The sequence below is a fragment of the Muribaculum sp. genome, from assembly GCF_029051885.1.
Lineage (GTDB): Bacteria > Bacteroidota > Bacteroidia > Bacteroidales > Muribaculaceae > Muribaculum.
Window position 1 is genome coordinate 1 of the sequence record NZ_JAIDKI010000107.1, and the last position, 3591, is coordinate 3591.

Here is a 3591-nt window from a genome sequence, read left to right on the forward strand (position 1 = left end):
TCCTTCGTCACATGTCGAAAATCGTCTCAAGCTATACGACCCTGGCGGCAACATTTATTATTAAACAAGCTCTAAATTCCGGTTTGCCGAAATATCGGGTTATCTCTCCGGCTGCCTCATACAATTCATTGCTGTCGGCAAAATCGGCAAGCCATATTGCCTCGGCACCGGTTATGGCTCTTCCTGATATAACCTTGTCCCTCAGTTGTCCTACGGTATATGTTTCGTTTGTCTTTTTCATCGCTGTTGATTGTGAGTGACTCTGCAAAATTAGGCTGCATCAAGATAATGGGCAATACCACATAAATGGTATTGGTGATACCGTGATAGGGGCATTCCCACCCGATACAATACGCTCCGGCATAGAGATACCTCTTGCCGGGGCATTGTTGTCAGTTGTTGGGATTTTTCTGTCAGGCTGCATAGGATTCGGCCCGACGATATGCTATGCAGCCTGAGTTGACGGAGCTGTTTCTTTCTGTATAAACACGAATACAAGTGCGATTACAGCAGCGATGAGGTAGGGGGCAAACATCCCATGGAAGCCGCTTCCGTGGCTGTGTAGCGACGATGGGATGTTCTGGAGTATGCCTCCGAATATGAACATGATACCGTTGAGGAAGGCGCTTGAAGTACCAACCAGAGGGCCGCCGGCAACGTCGCCGCCCACACTGAATGCAAGCATATGGGCCGTCGCACCCATACCGATTACAAACATCATTGTCACCATAAGCCATACCGGCATTTTTATATAGATGACACCAATCAGTCCTATAATCATGAGTAATACTCCGATTATGCTTGGTATGCGGCGGCTCTGTATCTTGTTGCTCCACTGGGGCCAGAAGCAAGAGCCGACTGCCAGACCGAGCCATAGCAGTGCCGAGCCCAGATTGCCGTTGTCAAGAGTATAACCGGCTTCGGTAAACAGCTTGGGAGTCCAAACAACACCCAACGCAAGATTGAGTCCGAATACAATACCTCCCCACATGGCTGCAATCCACATCTGGGGCATCTTTACTATCTGCTTGAGATTGCCTGCAACTACTTTAAACGGGTCTTTCTTTGTAACTACCGGAGTCGGGTTTCTCATATATAATATAGCGAGCACTACCAGCATCACGCCGAAGAACCCGAGGTATATAAACAGTTTCTCATAGGTGAGATGGGCGAGAAGCCCCTCGGTAATCGGTTGCTGTATGGCGCTCGACAGAGAGGATAGCACCTGTACGTATCCGAACATAGTGCCATATGCCGCCATTCCAAACCATACTCCTCCGATATATCCTGCTCCTACGAATCCGCAGCAGGCTCCCAGCGCCATAAGCACCTGAGCCAGCAGTATTACTGTATAGCTTGTCGCCAGACCGTACAGAAATACTCCGGCAGTCACGAAAATAAATGCCGGGATAAGTACCTTGCGCGAACCAAAGCAGTCGAGGAAGGCACCTCCGAAAAACTGGAATATAGCGAATGCCCATGTGTATGTGCCTGCGATGAGGGTCAAGTGTGATTCGTCAAGGCTTAGAGCCGACTTTATATCACCCTGTACTACGCTGAACATAGTCTGTACGTTGAACAGGTAGATGGTAAACACCGTTACGAGAATCCATACCCACCATGCCATCGGGCCTCCCAGTCTATATCTGGCCGGAGCTATATTTGTAGATGTATTGTTGGTTGTCATAATCAGGGAATATTACTTGTCGAGTTCTGATGCATACATCCACTTCCTGTCGCGGTTGCGGTCGTATACCTTTCGGCCGGCCACATAGGTGGCCTTGTTGAAATTGTTGAGCCCGAGAGTCATGAGCACAAACAGTTTCTCGAAAATAGTGCTTGAGAATTTCAGACGCCATGTAGCGAACTCCGAGGGCTTCAGGTCGAGTACTGCGATATCCGCTTCATACCCAGGAGCGATGCTGCCGATTGTATTCTCCAGATGAAGAGCCTCGGCGCCACCGCGTGTGGCAAGGTAGAAACTTTTTACAGCATCGAGATTTTTCATCTGCAGCATTGCCACCTTGTATGCTTCGTTGAGCTGCCGGGGAATGGAGAAGTTTGTGCCGCCACCTACATCAGTACCCATGCCGGTGCGTACAGGGCGGCTCGGTTCCTTTGCCTCCCAGTACTTGAATTCACCGTCGCCAAGGAAGAGATTGCTGCTTGGGCAGTGGGCGATTCCGCAGTCACACTTATGTAGAGTCTGCCACTCCTCCTCACGCACTATGCAGCAGTGGGCCATTATCGACCTCTTGTCGACGAGGCCGAAGTGCCGGTATACCTCGGTGTAATTGGGCTGGTCAGGGAATAGTTGTGTCACCCAGTCAATCTCGCTTTGTACCTCGTCGAGATGGGTATGCATATACACACCCTGGTCTATATAGCGTTGATACAGTTCGCCGGCAAGCTGTAGCTGCCGTGGAGTGGAGGTCGGTGCAAACCTGGGGATGATGGCATACAGCTGGCGCCCACGGTGGTGCCACTTCTTGAGCAGCTTTTCGGCGATTACTATCGACTGGTCGGTGTCGGGATCCTTTAGCGAATCGGGCAGATTGCGGTCCTGCAGCACTTTGCCGCTGATCATTCGGGTATCATAGCGTTCGCTCTCTTCAAAGAAAGCGTCTACGCTGCTCTCGAATGTCGTGGCAAATACATTGGCGGTAGTCGTACCCTGCTCAAGGAGCTGTTTGAAAAATTCCCTCGCCACTTCATCGGCAAATTTCTTGTCTTTAAATTTGCTTTCTGTGGGGAATGTATATTGGTTGAGCCAGTTGAGCAGTGTATCGCCGAAAGAGCCGATCATCGGACTCTGCACATAGTGTACATGACAGTCTATAAATCCGGGCATTATAAGTGCATCCTCATATGTGTCGACATCTCCTTGTCCGAGTTGGGGATATTTTGGAGCTACTTCCGGGTAATTTCCTACATCAACTATATGTCCGTCCTGTATTATTACAAGGCCGTCGGTAATATAATCGTAGCATTTCTCTTCGTTATTGAGGAATGGATCGGCCTTGAATGTCAGAATCTGACCGCGCAATCCTTTTAGTCTGCCGCCTTTTGGATTGACTGGTAGGGGTGAATTGGTCATTTTATGTATATGTTAGGTTTGACTTATGTAGATTAATGATTTGTAAATATCAACATCTGGCAGATTGAATTGGTTTCATAGATGATTATATACAACAATAGTGTATAAAATATGAATATTCTGCATGCGGAGTGTATTTTATCCTAATAAAATTTGGCGTATTGAAAGATTATGCATATATTTGCACTGTAAGTAATATTCAAATGTATATTTAATGTATATGAACAACTCAGTTACGTCTATATGTAATTATTGGTGGCGCTGCGATGACATACATCGATGGCTCCCCGGTTCATATATAATTATATAATGGTTAAGGGATTTCCAAAAATACAATTTAGGTAATAATAGATTCACAGGTAGCCGTCGATTGAGTTTATGCTCGGTCGACGGTTTTTTTATCCACAAGCCTGGAAATTAAGAGCTTGTTTAATAATAAATGTTGCCGCCAGGGTCGTATAGCTTGAGACGATTTTCGACATGTGACGAAGGAG

Annotated in this window: 3 protein-coding genes; 1 reads left to right on the forward strand and 2 read right to left on the reverse strand. The window is 47.3% G+C overall.

The genetic code is table 11. From position 1 onward, the window contains the following. The coding region (locus tag K2I50_RS04720; protein ID WP_301025072.1) for a hypothetical protein at window positions 1–260 on the forward strand (260 nt) is incomplete at its 5' end. A 185-nt stretch (window positions 261–445) separates the two neighbouring features. On the opposite strand, the gene K2I50_RS04725 is transcribed toward K2I50_RS04720, so the two are convergent. Together K2I50_RS04725 and guaD are read right to left on the reverse strand one after the other, a co-directional pair. Further along, complete coding sequence (locus K2I50_RS04725) at window positions 446–1687, reverse strand: MFS transporter (RefSeq protein ID WP_301025073.1); 1242 nt, start codon at window positions 1685–1687, stop codon at window positions 446–448. Window positions 1688–1699: 12 nt separating this feature from the next. Continuing rightward, on the reverse strand, window positions 1700–3097 hold the full coding sequence (gene guaD / locus K2I50_RS04730; RefSeq protein WP_301025074.1) for a guanine deaminase: 1398 nt from the start codon (window positions 3095–3097) through the stop codon (window positions 1700–1702). Between the last annotated feature and the right edge of the window lie 494 nt (window positions 3098–3591).